At 53.8% G+C, this 312-nt stretch carries 1 protein-coding gene; it reads right to left on the bottom strand.

Annotated features, from left to right (window positions below):
* A partial coding sequence (locus AWU74_RS08810) for an IS5/IS1182 family transposase (protein ID WP_062328888.1) occupies window positions 1-312 on the bottom strand: 312 nt, incomplete at both ends.

Below are 312 nucleotides of genomic sequence, written 5' to 3'. Positions count from 1 at the left end.
TAGAGGAATAAACACCTGACATGAATGGCGGCGATGAAGGAAGCGGTGAGCTTTGCGTAGCGCGTAGCAATTCCCCGCCAGCGCTTGAGGGCACGGAAGACATTTTCAATGACGTGCCGTGCCCGATACAGTTCATGACTGTACGCTCTTTGCTCTTTCCGGCTTTTAACCGGAGGGATGACGGTTGCTATATCCGCTTCCTTAAGCATATCGAGCAGTTCGTTCGTGTCATACGCTTTGTCCGCAAGGAACGCTTCCGCCTCCAAATCCTCCATAAGGAGAGGCGCTTGGCTGCAGTCCGCGACAGTACCG

It is taken from the genome of Treponema endosymbiont of Eucomonympha sp. (genome assembly GCF_001028545.1).
The sequence above is the reverse complement of the archived record's forward strand: the minus strand, read 5'-3'. Positions and strand labels throughout refer to the sequence as shown.